The following is a 15,069-nucleotide window of genomic DNA, read 5'->3' on the forward strand; positions in this document are numbered from 1 at the left end:
CGGGCGCCGCCTCGTGCCGCCCGCCCCGCCCCCGTGCCTTCGCGCCCGCTCAGACGAGCGAGTCCTCCCACTGGCGGTGGAGGGTCGCGTACTCGCCGCCGTGGTCGATGAGCTCCGACGGGTGTCCGTCCTCGATGATGCGGCCGTGCTCCAGGACCAGCACGCGGTCGGCGATCTCCACCGTCGACAGGCGGTGCGCGATGATGATCGCGGTCCGGTCGGCCAGGATCGTGCGCAGGGCCCGCTGCACCAGCCGCTCCGACGGGATGTCCAGCGAGGACGTGGCCTCGTCGAGGATCAGCACTCTCGGGTCGGCCAGGAACGCCCTCGCGAAGACCACCAGCTGGCGCTGGCCCGCCGAGAGCCGCCCGCCGCGCTTGCGCACGTGGGTGTCGTAGCCCTCGGGCAGCGCCTCGATGAACTCGTGGGCGCCGACCACCTTGGCCGCCTCCACGATCCGCTCCCGCGTCGAACCGGGCAGACCCAGCTCGATGTTCTCCGCGATCGTGCCGTTGAACAGGAAGTTCTCCTGCGTGATCATCACGATGTTCCCGCGCAGGTCGGCCTCGGCGAGGTCGCGCAGGTCGACGCCGTCGAGCGAGACCGTGCCCGACTTCGGGTCGTAGAAGCGGCTCACGAGCTTCGCGATCGTGGTCTTGCCCGCGCCCGTCGCACCCACCAGGGCCATGGTCTGGCCCCCCGGGATGCGCAGGTCCAGCCCCGGCAGCACCACCTGGTCGTCGCGGTACTGGAACCGCACGTTGTCGAAGCGCAGCTCGCCGCGCGGCGACGCGATCGAGCGCGGCTCCTCGGGCTCGGCCACCTCGATCGGCTCGTCGAGGACCCCGGAGATCTTCTCCAGCGCCGACGTCGCCGACTGGAGCACGTTGTAGAACTGCACCAGCTCGTTGAGCGGGTCGAAGAACCGCTTCATGTACAGCAGGAACGCCGCGAGCACGCCGAGCTCGGTGTTGCCCTGCATGACCTGCCAGCCGCCGAACAGCAGCACCACGACGGTGGCGAGGTGCCCGATGCCGCGCATCCCGCCGGACATGAACGCGTTCTGCTGGTGCCCGGCTGCCTGCGCGAACCGGTTGTCGGTGTTGAGCCCGGCGAACAGCTCCTTGTCGCGCTCCTCGCGCCGGTACGCCTGGACCGCGCGCACCCCGCCCATCGACTCCACGAAGTAGACGATGAGCAGCGCCACGGTCTCCCTCGCGCGCCGGTAGGCGAGCGTGGAGACGCGGTTGAACCAGCGGCCCAGCATGAGCATGAGCGGGAACGTCAGCAGCGCGACCGCCGCCAGCCGCGCGTCGATCACCAGCATGACCACGGTGATCGTGACGACGTTGAGCGCGGCGAGGACCAGGTCGTCCACGCCGTTCTCGGTCATCTCCCGGATCGACTCCATGTCCGAGCTCTGCCGGGCCGTCACGCGACCGGACGTGAACCGCTCGTGGAATGACACCGACAAGGCCTGGAACTTGCGGAACACCCTGCCGCGCAGGGCGAACAGCATCGCGTTGCCGACCTTCGCCGACTGCGCGACGTAGAGGCGCACGCACACGTACTTGAGGACCGAGACCACCGCGAACGTGATCCCGATGCCGATGAGCACGGAGTAGTCCCCGCGCTCGCTGATGGCCGGGATCGCGTTGTCGATGCCGAACATGACCAGCAGCGGCGTGGCCATGCTGGTGAAGTTCTGCACCAGGAGGATCCCGCACAGGAACGCGATCGCCTTCTTGTGCGGGCGGATCATCCAGCCGAGCAGGCGCCGGGACTGGGACCGCAGCTCCTTGATCGACTCGGCGTCGTCGTCTTCGGCGCTGGTCCGGTCGGCCTCGGCCGACTCGGCCCGGCCCCGCCAGTGCGCGTGCTTGTCGTGCTTCTCGTTCGTGCTCACGCCGCCACCTCCTCGGATTCGGCTGAGAGCACGTCGACGTACTCGGGACTGGTGGACATCAGCTCGGAGTGCTTCCCGAAGGCCGCGATGCGGCCCTCGTGCAGCAGCGCCACCCGGTCGGCGAGCGCCACCGTGGAGGGCCGGTGCACCACGACGAGCGCGGTCGTGTCGCGCAGGACCTGCGCCAGGGCGCGCTCGACCAGCTCCTCGGTGTGCACGTCGAGCGCCGAGAGCGGGTCGTCGAGCACGAGCACCGCGGGCTTGACGACCACGGCGCGGGCGAGCGCGAGGCGCTGGCGCTGGCCGCCGGACAGGGACAGGCCCTGCTCGCCGATGCGGGTGTCGAGCCCGTAGGGCAGGTCGTACACGAACTCGGCCTGGGCGACGCGGAGCGCCTCCTCCAGGTCGTGCCGGTCGGCGTCGGGTCGGCCGAGGGCCAGGTTCTCGCGGACGCTCATCGAGAACAGCGTCGCCTCCTCGAACGCGGTGGTGACCACCGAGCGGAGGTTCTTCAGCCTGAGGTCGCGGATGTCGACGCCGTCGAGGAGGATGCGGCCGCCGGTCGGGTCGTTGAGGCGCGAGGGCAGCGACACGAGCGTGGTCTTGCCCGAGCCGGTCTTGCCCGCGATCGCGACGGTCTCGCCCGGGCGCACCGTCAGGTCGACGCCCCGCAGGATGTCGCGCGAGTCGTCCTCGAAGCCGAAGCGCACGTCCTCGAAGACGAGTTCGCCGCGTACGGCCCCGCGGTCGACCGCCGTCGCCCCGGGCCGGTCCTTGATGGCCGGTTCGGTGTCGAAGACCTCGTACACGCGGTCGGCGGCCGTCATGGCCTCGTTGCCGTGGGCCATGACCCAGCCGCTGGCCTCGATCGGCCACAGGAGCGCCAGCTGCAGCATGATGAACGCGGTCAGGTCGCCGACCGACAGCTGCCCTTCGGCGACCATGATCGAGCCGAGCACGAGGACCGCGCCGATGGCCGCGGTGGCGATGGCGTCGTACCCCGACCAGGACCGGGAGGCGACGAGGCTCTTGCGGATGCCGCGGTCGCGCAGCTCGGCGGCCTCCTTCTCGAAGCGGGCGGCCATGAGCGGCCCCCGCCCGAGCGCCTTGATGGCCCGGATGCCCAGGGCCGCCTCTTCGGCGGCGCTGGAGACCTCGCCGGACTGGTCCTGCTCGGCCCGCGCCATCGGCAGGTAGTTCCTGAAGAACCCGCGGCCGATGAGGAACAGCGGCACCGCGGAGGTCGCGACGATGAGCGCCAGGCGCCAGTCGATGAACAGCAGCTGGGCCATGATGAGGACGATCATGCCGACCGAGGTGATCGCGAAGACCAGGCCGCCGGCGAAGAACCGCCGGATCATGCCGAGGTCGGAGGTGACCCTGGCGAGGAGCTGGCCGGTCTGCCAGCGGTCGTGGAAGCCGGTGTGCAGCACCTGGAGGTGCTCGTACAGGCCCGCGCGCATGTCGGCCTCGATCGACATCGCGGTCGTGGTCTGCATGTAGCGCCGGGCCAGGTTGAGGATCGCGTCGGCCGCGCCGAGCGCGGCGATGACGGCGACGATGACCGCGAGGCCGCGCATGTCGCCGTCGGTTATCGGGCCGTCGATGGCCCGGCCGACCAGGGGCGGGATGGCCAGGCCCGAGACGATGTTCAGCAGGACCATCGTCCACAGCAGCCCCAGCCGGTAACGGTAGGGGTGGAGGTACTTCTTGATCCGCCACAGGTTCGTCAGCGCCGTCTGACGGGGCGGGGGAGTGTCCGAATCTGAGTCTTCTGGAGTTTTCAACCGCTCTGAGCCCACCGGACCAAACTACGAGCAGGGTGTGACATCCGGCAACTGATATTCCACCTGCCGACCGGTAAGTAATCCCATGACCGTAATCGAATTCGTTGGGCCCCTTGGTAATCGCCGAAAAATATTCGCCGCGCCGCCGGGTCCCAACCTGCGGGACGCGGCGGCGCGCGGGCGATCACTCCAGCAACTGCGACCGCAGCGCCTCGGACCGGTCGAAACCGGTCGCCGCGACGTACGCGGGCATCGAACCGAACCGGGACTTCATCTCCTGGAGCGTCTCCAGCATCGCCTCGGCCGGCGTGGTCAGGCCGCCCTCGTTCGCGGGCTTGCCCATGTTGGCGTCCCGCCAGGCGCGCCAGCGCCGGATGCCGACCATCGACAGCTCGTAGTCGGCCGCGATGTCCTCCTCGGAGACGCCCAGGACCGACAGGAGCGCGGCCGCGACCAGACCGGTCCGGTCCTTCCCGGCCATGCAGTGGAACAGCACCGGCTCGCCGGTCGCGATCACGTCGAGCGAGTCGCGGATGGCCTTGTACCCGGCCTCGTACATGCCCGAGTAGCGCTGGCGCAGGAACCGGACGACCTCCTCGTGCGAGGCGGAGGCGTCGATCCCGAGGTCGATGTCCTCCCACGTCACGTGGAGCAGCTCGAAGTGGTGGAACTCGACCCCGTCGACGTCGGGGAACCGCCCGGCCTGCTCCAGTTCCGGCCCCCGGCGGAGGTCGATGACGTGCCGGACGCCCAGCCGGTTCACCAGCAGGTCGCGGTCGGCCTCGGTCACCATGCCGAGGTTGTCGGAGCGGAACACCTGGCCGGTCTTGACCTTCGCGCCGCCGGCGGCGTCCCAGCCGCCGATGTCGCGGAGGTTGAAGATCTTATCGGCGTGGATGAACTGCTGGGGGAGGGTTTCGACTGTCATGCGGCTGCCTTCCTCTCGGGGGTGATGGACGATCAGCGGTGAGACGACGAACGGCGCGGACCGAAGCGGTCCACGCCGTTGTAGCCCGTTCCATTATCCCGATGGTCCGGCGAACGCCTTCATGCGTCGCAACGAACCCCCGGACAACGGGAGCTTTCGTCTACTTCGAGCTTTCAGCGAGCTGAAACCCCCGGCTGGCGCCGGGGCTCCGCCAACTGCAACAGTGCTACTTGGGTTGCCTGCGGCAACCCCCGGCTGGCGCCGGGGTTCCTTCCGCAAGCTCCAGGCTGCGCTACCTGGTTCCTTCCGCAAGCTCCAGGAACTGCTTCTTGCTCGCCAGGTCCTGCTCGGCCTTCTTGATCCGGCCCGCGTTCCCGTCGGCCTTGGCCCGCTCCAGCTTCTCCTCGGCCTCGGCGACCTGCTGGCGCATCTGGAGCAGCAGCGGGTTCTTCTCGACCGGGACCTTGCGCCAGGCGGTGTCCAGCGCGTCGCGGAGCTTGTCCTCGACGTTGCGCAGGCGCCGCTGGAGCTTCGCCTGGTTCTTGCGCGGCACCGCGCCGATGTCGTGCCAGCCGGCCTGCAGGTCGCGGAACGCGTTCTGCGCGGCCTTCGGGTCGGCCTCGATGTCCAGCGCCTCGGCCTGCTTGAGCAGCTCTTCCTTCGCGGCCTGGTTGGCGTCCAGCTCCGCGTCGCGGGCCGAGAACACCTCCGAGCGCGCGTTGAAGAACACGTCCTGCGCCGCGCGGAACCGCTTCCAGGCCTTCTGCTCGGCGTCCGGCGCCAGTCGCCCGGCGTCCTTCCACTCGGCCATGAGGCTCTTGAGGTGGTCGGCGGTCGGTCCCCAGTCGGTCGAGGTCGACAGCGCCTCGGCCTGCTGGATGAGCTCTTCCTTCTTCTGCCCGATCACCTTGCGCTCGGCGTCGAGCTGCGAGAAGTACGCGCCGCGGTGGCGCGTGAAGGTGTCGCGCGCGGCCGAGAACCGGCGCCACAGCTTCTGGTCGGTCTTCCGGTCGACCCCGTGGATCGACTTCCACTCCTCGATGATCTCGCTGAAGCGCTGGCCCGAGGCCTTCCAATGGCTGTCGCGGGCCGCGAGCTCCTCCGCCTCGGCCACGAGGGCCTCCTTGGCGGCGACGGCCTCGGCGCGCTCGGCGTCCTTGGCGGCCTTGAACTCGTCCAGCTTCTCGTCGGCGTGCTTGGACAGCCCGTCCAGGCGGTTCGCCAGTCCGTCGACGTCGCCGACCACGGCCGCGGTGTCCAGGCCCTCGCGGAGCTTGCGCAGCTGCGAGGCCGCCTGCTCCACGTCGGCCGACTCCGAATTCAGGCGCGCGGCGATGAGATCGACTTCGACGACCAGATCGGCGTACTTCCTGGCGAAGTGCGCGAGACCCTCATCGGTGGAGCCGGCCTGCCAGGAGCCGACCGCGCGCTCGCCGGACGAGGTCTTCACATAGACCGTGCCGTCGGCGTCGATGCGGCCGAAGCTGGTCCAGTCTCCGAGGTCACTCATCGCGGTAATCTCAAATCCTTCACACGAACTAAGGGACGTACTTCCCGTACCTTACGGTGGTCAGCGGGTCGCCGCCAGCCGGGTGGGGCCGCACGAACCGAGGGGGATATCCAGTTGAGCCATCCCAAGCCACAGCTCGCGAACTCCGCCGAGACTGCCGACTTATGGCTCGCGAACTCCGCCGGGAGGCGGGTGGCGGCAACCCCACCCTACAGCCGCCGGTGATCGCCGTCGTAGGCCCCACCGCGGCCGGGAAGACCGCGCTTTCCGTCGCACTGGCGAAGACCCTGGACGGCGAGGTGGTCAACGCCGACTCGATGCAGCTGTACCGGGGGATGGACATCGGGACCGCGAAGATCACCGACGAGGAGAAGGACGGCGTCCCCCACCACGTGTTCGACGTCCTCGACGTTACCGAGCCGGCCGACGTCGCCAGCTACCAGCGACTCGCCCGCGAGGCGATCGCCGACATCCGCTCGCGCGGCGGGCGCCCGGTCCTCGTGGGCGGTTCGGGCCTGTACGTCCAGGCCGCCCTCGACGAGATGGACTTCCCCGGCACCGACCCGGCGATCCGCGCCCGCCTCGAGGCCGACCTCGAACGCGACGGCGGCGCCGCGCTGTGGGAGCGCCTGAAGGCCCTCGACCCCGAGGCCGCGAAGGCGATCCTCCCCTCGAACGGGCGCCGCGTCGTGCGCGCCCTCGAGGTCGTGGAGCTCACCGGCTCCTTCACCGCGAGCCTGCCCGAGCCCAAGGCCCACATCGAGGCGGTCCGCATCGGCGTCGACCTCGACACCGCGGTCCTGGACGAGCGCATCGAGCGGCGCGTGCGGGCCATGTGGGACGCCGGGCTCCTCGACGAGGTCCGCGCCCTCGAGGCCCGCGGCCTGCGCGAGGGCCGCACCGCCTCCCGCGCCCTCGGCTACAAGCAGGTCCTCGACCACTTCGCGGGGGAATACGACGAGGACGAGGCCTTCCGGCTCACCGTCCAGGGCACCCGCCGCTTCGTGCGACGCCAGCGCTCCTGGTTCAAAAGGGACGGCCGCATCGAATGGTTCGATGCGGCCGATCCGGAACTCTTCGCCAAAGCGCTTACGCGCGCGGGTTGGGAGCCGTCGTCTCCTTCGGGTCGGTGACCGCGACCGGCGCGAGCAGGTCGTTCACCTTGCCGTAGACCTCGTCCGAGAGCTTCACGCCCACGGCCTTGACGTTCTCCTCGACCTGCTCGGGACGGGTCGCGCCGATGATCGCGGCGGACACGTTGGAGTTCTGCAGGACCCACGCCAGGCTCAGCTGCGCGATGGTCAGGCCCAGCTCCTCCGCGATCGGGCCGAGCTGCTGGACGCGCTCGAGCACGTCGTCCTTGAGCCAGCTCTCGACGAAGCGGCCGAACTTGGGGTCGGCGCCGCGCGAGCCCGCGGGCGCGCCCTGGCCCGGCTTGTACTTGCCGGAGAGCACGCCGCCCGCCAGCGGGGACCACACGATCTGGCCGATGCCCAGCTCCTCGGAGGCCGGGACGACCTCGGCCTCGATGACCCGCCACAGGGCCGAGTACTGCGGCTGGCTGGAGACCAGCTGGATCTTCAGGTCCTTCGCGAGCTCGGCGCCGGCGCGGATCTGGTCGGCGGTCCACTCCGAGACGCCGATGTACTGGGCCTTGCCGGAGCGGACCACGTCGGCGAACGCCTGCATGGTCTCCTCCAGCGGCGTCTCCACGTCCCAGCGGTGGGCCTGGTACAGCTCCACGCGGTCGGTCTGGAGGCGGCGCAGGGAGTTGTCGATGGACTCCCTGATGTGCTTGGCCGAGAGTCCGCGGTCGTTCTTGCCCGGGCCCATCGGCCAGTAGACCTTGGTGAAGATCTCGATGCCGTCGCGGCGCTGCTCCTTGAGCGCGCGGCCCAGGACCTCTTCAGCGGCGCCCTGCGCGTAGACGTCGGCGGTGTCGAAGGTGGTGATGCCCGCGTCGAGGGCGGCGTTCACGCACGCGACGGCGGCGTCTTCCTCCACCTGCCCGCCGTGGGTGATCCAGTTGCCGTAGACCAGTTCGGAAATGACGAGGCCAGAGCGGCCGAGATGACGAAACTCCATGCCATGAGATTACCTGCCGAGCGGCTAGCGTCAACGAAACCAAGATCACAGGTGTGCACGTGACGACGGCCTTCCGCCGCGGGCGATCGAAGCCTCGACTAGAGCGGCCCGTCGTCGATGGAGACGGCCGCCTCCAGGGTCCGCAGCGCCTCGGCCCGCTCGGCCCGGGCCGGCACCACCTCGTTGCCGTCCAGACCGAGCGCGCCCCACGAGTACCCGTCGGTGACCAGGAATCCGGCCGGGTGGACCTCGACGCGCTGGTAGCGCGGAGGTACGACGACCCGACCGGTCTTGTGCACCACCAGCACCCTCCCGCGCTGGCCGGCGACGGCGACGCCGTTGACGAATCCGGTCACCGTGCGCCCGTCGGTGGTCGGGGTCTCCATGGCGCCGTAGAGCATCGGGACGACGACGGTGCCGTTGCGGTCGATCGCGCCCCAGTCGGCCTGGCACACGGCGGCGACGCCGCCGCGGAAGTCCCCGGCCTGGCTGAACGCGGCCTGCACGACCGGGCGCCCGTCGGCGCCGAGGTACCCGAAGCGCCCGGTCTGCGGGTCCTGGAACCGGTCGGGCGCGGGGTGTCCGGCCCGCTCGGGCCAGCCGCGCGGCGGCGGCCCGAACCCGGCCTTGGCGGCGCGCTCCTCGATGAGCCCCAGGGCGGTCTCGACGATCTGCATGACGAACCCGTGCGGGTTCTGCTCGGAGGCGCGCTGGACGTGGATGAGCGATTCGGTGATGCGTCCCTGGGCGATGCACGAGAGCCCGGCGTAGGCGCGGACGGCGCCGGTCAGGGTGCGGGGGAGCTCGCCGGCCTCGGCGAGGGCGAAGAGCTGGTCGGCCTCCTCGTAGCGGCCGCGCACGCGCAGGACCTGGCCGAGGCGGGCCCGCGCGGGGGCGAGGAGGAGGTCGGCGCCGACGGCCTCGGCGTACTTGACCGCGGCGGCGGCGTCCACTTCGGCCCCGTCGAAGTCGCCGAGGACGCGCAGGATGACCGCGCGCACGCCCAGCAGCCGGGACTGGTCGGCCTCGGCGGCGTGCCGGGCCAGGCGGAGCGTCGCCTCTTCGCGGATCTGCTGGAGGGCGACGGTGTCGGCGATCGCGTGACGCATGGTGGCGCGATCGAGTGGGCCGAGGGCGCGGAACAGCCCCGCCCGCAAGTCCGCCGCGACATCCACCACGTTGACTACTTTCCGGGGTCAGAGAGGATTACGACAATTCGAGGGTAAGCCATTGGTGACCCGGAGGATACGGCAGAACGATCGCGGGCCTGACTCGTGAGAGAGCGGGCGGGGCGGGCGGCCCCGCCCGCCTACTTGACGACCTTGCCGAGGTCGTCTTCCTTCGCCTTGTAGCTCATGCGGGCGCGCGGGTTGCGCATCGAGCGGGGCATGATGCTCCGCTGGATCGCGTACCAGTACAGGCCGCCCTTGCGCTGCTCAGTGCGCGGGAAGCGCGCGAAGACCAGCCGCTTGACGCGCCGCGTGAGGCAGATCGACTCGACGACGATGACCGCGGTGAGGACCAGCAGCGCGATGAACAGGTAGCTCTGGAGCTGGACCGAGCCGGAGGTGGAGAAGATGAGGATCGCGAACGCGCCGAACATGTAGTACTGGCCGATCGACCAGCGGGAGTCCACGATGTCGCGCACGAGCAGTCGCTCGGGCCCGCGGTCGCGCGCGAGGTGGTACTTGTCGAAGAGCGGGTCGCCCTTCCACTGGCCTTCGGCGATCCGGGCGCGCTCGGCGCGGACGTCCTCCTTGGCCTGGCGCTTCTGCTCCTTGGTCAGCGGTCCGGACTTCTTGACCGCTTCCCGCTTCTCCTTGTTCGACAGGGGCGGGTTGACCGGAGGCCTCGCCTTGGACTGGTTGGGCCGCTTGGGAGTGGCCTTCCCCTTCTTGTCGGTCGCGGCGACGGGCTTGGGCTCCACCGTGCCATTCGGTTCTGTGGCAGGGGCTGCCTGGGCGGACTTCTTCGCCACGGACGATCGGCCTTCCTCAACTCGCTACGGTCTGCTGTCCTCCAAGCATACCTACGCGATCTTCGTGCTCGGCCGCTCGATCTTGGCACCGAGCCCGAGGAGCTTCGCCTCGAAGTTCTCGTACCCGCGCGTGATGTACCGGTCGACGCCGTAGACGCGCGAGGTGCCCTCGGCGGCCATGGCGGCGATGAGGTGGCTGAACCCGGCCCGCAGGTCGGGGATCTGGAGGTCGGCGGCGTGCAGCTTCGAGGGCCCGGCGATGACGGCCGAGTGCAGGAAGTTGCGCCGGCCCCAGCGGCACGGCGTGCCCCCGAGGCAGTCCGAGTACAGCTCGATGTTGGCGCCCATGCGGCGCAGCTCGGAGGTGTAGCCGAAGCGGTTCTCGTACACCGTCTCGTGCATGATCGACAGGCCGTCGGCCTGCGTCAGCGCCACCACGAGCGGCTGCTGCCAGTCGGTCATGAGGCCCGGGTGGACGTCGGTCTCGATCGCGACGGGCTTGAGCGCGGTGCCCGGGTGCCAGAAGCGGATGCCGCCCTCGGTCGGGTCGTCGTCGACCTCGTAGGCCCCGCCGATGGAGCGGAACACGTTGAGGAAGGTCATCATGTCGGTCTGCTGGGCGCCGCGCACGAACACGCTGCCCTCGGTCGCCAGCGCCGCCGAGGCCCACGACGCGGCCTCGATGCGGTCGGGCAGCGCCCGGTGCCGGTAGCCCTTGAGCTCGTCCACGCCCACGATCTCGATCACGCGGTTGGTGTGGACCTTGATGATCGCGCCCATCTTCTGCAGGATGCAGATGAGGTCGATGATCTCCGGTTCGATGGCGGCGTTGCGCAGCTCGGTGGTGCCCTTGGCCATGACGGCGGTGAGCAGGACCTGCTCGGTCGCGCCGACCGAGGGGAACTCGAGCTCGTAGCGGATGCCGTGGAGGCCGTTGGGCGCCGAGAGGTGCGTGCCGTCGGCGTCCTTGTCGACGACCGCTCCGAACTTGCGGAGCGCGTCGAGGTGGAAGTCGATGGGGCGGCCGCCGATGTTGCATCCGCCGAGGTCGGGGATGAAGGCGCGGCCGAGGCGGTGCAGCAGCGGGCCGCACAGCAGGATCGGGATGCGGCTGGTCCCGGCGTGGACGTTGATCTCCTCGACGCCGGCGGACTCCACCGAGGTCGGGTCCATGTAGAGGGTGTCCCCGTCGAGCTCGACGTCGACGCCGTGCACGCGCAGGAGGCCGGTGACGACCTCCACGTCGCGGATGGCGGGGACGGAGCGCAGGACCGACGGGGAGGTGCCGAGCAGTGCCGCCACCATCGCCTTGGAGACGAGGTTCTTCGCGCCGCGGACGGTGACCTCGCCTTCGAGGGGGGTGCCGCCGTGGATGATCAGCACGTCGTCAGAGGTGCCGGTTTCGGGGGTGGCGTCGGTGCTGCTCAACAGGTCTCCTCGATGGGTGGAGTTCTGGGACTGAAGCCGGGAACTTCGAGCGGAACGCGCGGTGTCCGGCCGGGGCCGCACAGGGCGTGAATTCGCTCGGCGGACCAACGATAACGGAATAGCCACAAGGAATACGCCCAGGTAGCGACATAACCCACGGTGATCATGCGCACCTGAACAGGTCGCAACGCACCGTGGTGCCAATGCGTGGAGTGCGCCGTCCGCCGGCCGCGGCGCGTCCCACAGGGAACACGCCGCAACCGGCGGTGGCGGTTGCACTACGGCGCCGTCAGGGAAGTGCGAGCATCCGGTCGAGGGCCTCGCGCGCGTACGCGGCGGTCGCCGCGTCCACGGTGATCGTGTTCGGGACCCGCCCGGCCACCAGCTCCTCGAGCGCCCACACCAGGTGCGGCAGGTCGATCCGGTTCATCGTCGAGCAGTAGCAGACCGTCTTGTCCAGGAACGAGATCTTCTTGTCCGGGAAGCGGTTCGCCAGGCGCCGCACCAGGTTCAGCTCGGTGCCCACGGCCCACGAGGAGCCGGCCGGAGCCGCCTCCAGCTGCCTGATGATGTACTCGGTCGAGCCCACGTAGTCGGCCGCGGCGACCACCTCGTGCTTGCACTCGGGGTGGACCATGATGTTGACCTCGGGGTCGACGCGCCGCATCTCCTCGACGCATTCGAGCGTGAAGCGCCCGTGGACCGAGCAGTGGCCCTTCCACAGGATGATCTTCGCGTTCCGCAGCTCCTCGTCGGTGAGGCCGCCGTTCGGCTTGTGCGGGTTGTAGAGCACGCAGTCCTCGAGCGAGTAGCCCAGCTCGCGGACCATGGTGTTGCGGCCCAGGTGCTGGTCGGGCAGGAACAGGACCTTCTCGCCCTGGTCGTAGGCCCACCGCAGCGCCCGCTCGGCGTTCGAGGAGGTGCACACGATGCCGCCCTCGCGCCCGACGAAGCCCTTGATCGCGGCCGTCGAGTTCATGTACGTGACCGGGACCGTCACGTCGGCGATCCCGACGCGCTGGAGGTCCTCCCAGCACTGCTCGACCTGCGAGGCCGTGGCCATGTCGGCCATGGAGCAGCCCGCGGCCAGGTCCGGCAGGATCACCTGCTGGTGGGGGCCGGTGAGGATGTCGGCGCTCTCGGCCATGAAGTGCACGCCGCAGAAGAGGATGTACTCCGCGTCGGGGCGCGCCGCGGCCTGCTGGGCGAGCTTGAACGAGTCGCCGGTGACGTCGGCGAACTGGATCACCTCGTCGCGCTGGTAGTGGTGCCCGAGGATGAACACGTTGCCGCCCAAGGCCTCCTTGGCGGCGCGGGCGCGCTCGACCAGGTCGGGGTCGGAGGGCGCGGGCAGCTCGCCGGGACAGTCGACGCCGCGTTCGGAGCCCGCGTCGGTGCCGCGCCCGAGGAGCAGCAGAGCGGTCTGGGTGCTACCAGGTTCATTGAAGCCCGTCATACGCGCCATCCTAATCCGTTCCGAGCCCTCCTCAGACCCGAGAAATCCGCCATGCGGACACCCGCCGCGCCGTCCCCCGCCCCCGAAACCCGAACCGATCTCGACGTCACACCTGCCAGGCACGCTTGTGAACGGGGGCGACTCCATTCCGGCAAGCGATTACCTCCCTTCTGCGGCCATCCTCTACCCTCTAGGTGTGCGCATCCTCATAGCTCCCGACAAGTTCGCCGGAACCATGAGCGCCGGCGAAGCCGCCGACGCCGTAGCCGCAGGCTGGCTGCGCGCCCGCCCCGGCGACACCATCGCGACGCTCCCGCTCGCCGACGGCGGCCCCGGCTTCGTCGAAGTCCTCGCCCGCGCCAAGCCCGCGGCGCAGCTGCGCACGGTCGACGTCGTCGACCCGCTCGGGCGCCCCGTCAAGGCCGACTACCTCCTCGACGGCGACACCGCCTACATCGAGTCCGCCGCCGCCTGCGGCCTCCACCTCCTCGCCCCCGAGGAGCGCGACCCCGTCCGCACCACCAGCTACGGCGTCGGCCTCCTCATCGGGCACGCCGTTGAGAGCGGCGCCCGCCGCGTCGTCATCGGCCTGGGCGGCTCCTCCACCAACGACGCCGGCGCCGGCATGCTCACCGCCCTCGGCTGCGTCTTCCGCGACATCGCCGGCGAACCCGTCCCCTACGGCGGCGGCGGCCTCACCTCGGTCCACACCGTCGAAGGCCAGCCCCGCACCCGCGGCGTCATCTTCACCGCCGCCACCGACGTCGACTCCCCGCTGCTGGGCCCCCACGGCGCCAGCCACGTCTTCGGCCCCCAGAAGGGCGCCGACCCCCGCACCGTCGAGCACCTCGAACGGGCCGTCGGCCACTTCGCCCGCACCCTCGAAGACGCCCTCGGCCTCCACGGCGCGGCCGACAACCCCGGCGCCGGCGCCGCCGGCGGCCTCGGCTTCGCGCTCTTCCTCCTCGGCGGCCACCGCGAATCCGGCGCCCGCCTCACCTGCGAGGCCGTCGGCCTCGACGCCGAGATCGCCGAAGCCGACCTCGTCATCTCCGGCGAGGGCTCCTTCGACGCCCAGAGCCTGCGCGGCAAGCTCGCCGCCGAGGTCGCCTCCGGCGCCGCGGCCCACGGCAGGCCGTGCATCGTCATGGCCGGCCGCTCCGAGCTCGCCTCCCACCCCGACCTCGCCGGTGTCTACTCCGTCACCGAACTGGTCGGCAGCGCCGAGGCCGCCATGGCCGCGCCCGTCGAAGGTTTGAGCGCGCTGGCGGAGAAGGTGGCGAAGGAGTGGCATGAGTAGCTACCGTCGGACATCGGACCGGATCGTGCGGCACGCCCCCTGGGGCCTGAGCTCGGACCGTGTCCCAGATGACGACCGGACCGTGTTTTAGATCCCGATCGCAAGCGACCGGGAATAGCTACGCACATGATCCGGTTGGGTACTGTTGACGGGTCGAAGAGACCCGGTCGACCTGGATCTCGCATTTATCAGAGGAGTTGCTAGTGAGCGCCACTCAGCAGACCGAGGACGTCAAGGACACCGCCAAAGTCGGCGTCGTGCTCACGGACGCTGCGGCCGTCAAGGTCAAAGCCCTGATCGAGCAGGAAGGCGAGGAAGGCCTCCGCCTGCGCGTCGAGGTCAGCCCCGGCGGCTGCTCCGGCCTGCGGTACGGCCTGTACTTCGACACCGACGTGCGCGACGGCGACGTCGTCCAGGACTACGAGGGCTTCGGCGTCGTGGTCGACAAGATGAGCGTCCCCTACCTCATCGGCGCCAACATCGACTTCGCCGACCGCATCGACGCCCAGGGCTTCACCATCGACAACCCGAACGCCCAGGGCAGCTGCGCCTGCGGCGACTCGTTCCACTAGGTCCGTCCACGCGGGCCCACCGGGTTCGCGAACGACCTGCGCCGACCCGGCCGGGCGGCCCGCCGTGGCTGCCCTGCCGGGTCGAGTCATGCCCGGGAATGTCCGTTCGTGCTAGGGTT

Annotated in this window: 12 protein-coding genes; 3 read left to right on the forward strand and 9 right to left on the reverse strand. The window is 70.1% G+C overall.

Annotated elements, in window-relative coordinates:
• Positions 1-49: 49 nt before the first annotated feature.
• The 4 genes from BLQ63_RS07640 to BLQ63_RS07655 all read right to left on the reverse strand — a co-directional run bounded on the left by BLQ63_RS07640 (position 50) and on the right by BLQ63_RS07655 (position 6,131).
• Positions 50-1,906 carry an ABC transporter ATP-binding protein gene (locus BLQ63_RS07640; RefSeq protein ID WP_091031169.1) on the reverse strand — a complete coding sequence of 619 codons (1,857 nt, stop codon included), beginning with the start codon at positions 1,904-1,906 and terminating at the stop codon, positions 50-52.
• Complete coding sequence (locus BLQ63_RS07645; RefSeq protein WP_091031173.1) at positions 1,903-3,570, reverse strand: ABC transporter ATP-binding protein; 1,668 nt, start codon at positions 3,568-3,570, stop codon at positions 1,903-1,905. Before BLQ63_RS07645 ends, BLQ63_RS07640 begins: the two co-directional genes overlap by 4 nt.
• Positions 3,571-3,877: 307 nt before the next feature.
• The gene (locus tag BLQ63_RS07650; protein ID WP_091031176.1) at positions 3,878-4,621 is read right to left on the reverse strand and encodes a tyrosine-protein phosphatase; all 744 of its coding nucleotides are present in this window, start codon (positions 4,619-4,621) and stop codon (positions 3,878-3,880) included.
• Between the two features lie 292 nt (positions 4,622-4,913).
• A complete protein-coding gene (locus BLQ63_RS07655; protein WP_091031178.1) occupies positions 4,914-6,131 on the reverse strand; it encodes a DUF349 domain-containing protein in 1,218 nt (405 codons plus the stop codon).
• A gap of 164 nt (positions 6,132-6,295) precedes the next feature.
• On the opposite strand from BLQ63_RS07655, the gene miaA reads away from it, so the two are divergent.
• Entirely contained in the window at positions 6,296-7,264 is a 969-nt protein-coding gene (gene miaA / locus BLQ63_RS07660) for a tRNA (adenosine(37)-N6)-dimethylallyltransferase MiaA (RefSeq protein ID WP_091031181.1), read from the forward strand.
• On the opposite strand, the gene BLQ63_RS07665 is transcribed toward miaA, so the two are convergent.
• The 5 genes from BLQ63_RS07665 to nadA form a co-directional block, all read right to left on the reverse strand.
• The gene (locus tag BLQ63_RS07665; protein WP_091031183.1) at positions 7,221-8,216 is read right to left on the reverse strand and encodes an aldo/keto reductase family protein; all 996 of its coding nucleotides are present in this window, start codon (positions 8,214-8,216) and stop codon (positions 7,221-7,223) included. The two genes, miaA and BLQ63_RS07665, sit on opposite strands and share 44 nt — an antisense overlap.
• A 98-nt stretch (positions 8,217-8,314) precedes the next feature.
• The gene (locus BLQ63_RS07670; protein ID WP_091031185.1) at positions 8,315-9,394 is read right to left on the reverse strand and encodes a WG repeat-containing protein; all 1,080 of its coding nucleotides are present in this window, start codon (positions 9,392-9,394) and stop codon (positions 8,315-8,317) included.
• Positions 9,395-9,525: 131 nt separating this feature from the next.
• Entirely contained in the window at positions 9,526-10,143 is a 618-nt protein-coding gene (locus BLQ63_RS07675) for a DUF3043 domain-containing protein (RefSeq protein WP_177154825.1), read from the reverse strand.
• A gap of 102 nt (positions 10,144-10,245) precedes the next feature.
• Positions 10,246-11,622 carry a UDP-N-acetylglucosamine 1-carboxyvinyltransferase gene (murA, locus tag BLQ63_RS07680; protein WP_091031189.1) on the reverse strand — a complete coding sequence of 459 codons (1,377 nt, stop codon included), beginning with the start codon at positions 11,620-11,622 and terminating at the stop codon, positions 10,246-10,248.
• Between the two features lie 289 nt (positions 11,623-11,911).
• Positions 11,912-13,078, reverse strand: a complete 1,167-nt coding sequence (gene nadA / locus BLQ63_RS07685) for a quinolinate synthase NadA (RefSeq protein ID WP_218125122.1) — start codon at positions 13,076-13,078, stop codon at positions 11,912-11,914.
• A 196-nt stretch (positions 13,079-13,274) separates the two neighbouring features.
• On the opposite strand from nadA, the gene BLQ63_RS07690 reads away from it, so the two are divergent.
• The gene (locus BLQ63_RS07690; protein WP_091031192.1) at positions 13,275-14,378 is read left to right on the forward strand and encodes a glycerate kinase family protein; all 1,104 of its coding nucleotides are present in this window, start codon (positions 13,275-13,277) and stop codon (positions 14,376-14,378) included.
• A 203-nt stretch (positions 14,379-14,581) separates the two neighbouring features.
• On the forward strand, positions 14,582-14,950 hold the full coding sequence (gene erpA, locus BLQ63_RS07695; RefSeq protein WP_091031194.1) for an iron-sulfur cluster insertion protein ErpA: 369 nt from the start codon (positions 14,582-14,584) through the stop codon (positions 14,948-14,950).
• Positions 14,951-15,069: the final 119 nt, after the last annotated feature.

The sequence above is a fragment of the Glycomyces harbinensis genome (assembly GCF_900101745.1).
Taxonomy (GTDB): Bacteria; Actinomycetota; Actinomycetes; order Mycobacteriales; family Micromonosporaceae; genus Glycomyces; species Glycomyces harbinensis.

Bases quoted from the DNA above. Each gene is read 5' to 3' on its own strand.
- BLQ63_RS07645 (WP_091031173.1), bottom strand. From the start codon at position 3,570: ATGGTCCTGCTGAACATCGTCTCGGGCCTGGCCATCCCGCCCCTGGTC.
- BLQ63_RS07650 (WP_091031176.1), bottom strand. From the start codon at position 4,621: ATGACAGTCGAAACCCTCCCCCAGCAGTTCATCCACGCCGATAAGATC.
- BLQ63_RS07655 (WP_091031178.1), bottom strand. From the start codon at position 6,131: ATGAGTGACCTCGGAGACTGGACCAGCTTCGGCCGCATCGACGCCGAC.
- miaA (WP_091031181.1), top strand. From the start codon at position 6,296: ATGGCTCGCGAACTCCGCCGGGAGGCGGGTGGCGGCAACCCCACCCTA.
- BLQ63_RS07665 (WP_091031183.1), bottom strand. From the start codon at position 8,216: ATGGAGTTTCGTCATCTCGGCCGCTCTGGCCTCGTCATTTCCGAACTG.
- nadA (WP_218125122.1), bottom strand. From the start codon at position 13,078: ATGACGGGCTTCAATGAACCTGGTAGCACCCAGACCGCTCTGCTGCTC.